The organism is Achromobacter sp. SIMBA_011, assembly GCF_046535435.1.
Classification (GTDB): Bacteria; Pseudomonadota; Gammaproteobacteria; order Burkholderiales; family Burkholderiaceae_B; genus Achromobacter; species Achromobacter dolens.
In genome coordinates this window covers 1-441 of record NZ_JAWRWN010000062.1, presented here as the reverse complement: position 1 = coordinate 441, position 441 = coordinate 1, and the positions used below count along the sequence as shown (strand labels likewise).

The 441-nt window shown below is 65.8% G+C and carries 1 protein-coding gene; it reads right to left on the bottom strand.

Annotated features, from left to right (window positions below; genetic code table 11):
• Positions 1-441: MotA/TolQ/ExbB proton channel family protein (locus tag SB816_RS29910; protein ID WP_410547977.1), on the bottom strand; the 441-nt coding region annotated here is incomplete at both ends.

The following is a 441-nucleotide window of genomic DNA, read 5'->3' as shown; positions in this document are numbered from 1 at the left end:
GCGCCGATCGTCAGCAGGGCGTGATAGATGCCCCACACCGTACCGAACAGGCCGACGAACGGCGCCGTGCTGCCGATCGAGGCGAGGATCGCGAGGCCGCTTTGCATCTTCGCGACCGACTCGTCCATCGTGTCCTTCAGGCAGCGCGTGACCCAGTCCGACACGTCCATGCGGTCATGCAGATGCGGTTGCGTCTGGTGATGGTGATCGGCGGCTTCCTGGCCCGAGAGCGCCAGCGCGAGGAACGGGTTGTCCTCCGGCGTGCCGGTGCCGAGCTTCTTCACGCCGTCGGCGAGGTCGTCCGAGTGCCAGAACTGCTGCTCGGCGTTCTTCGTGAGGCGCTTGAGGCGCGCGACGTTCCAGCCCTTGATGACGATCACGCACCACGACAGCACCGACATGATCAACAGCGCGAGCGCGATGCCGCGTGTGACGAAATCC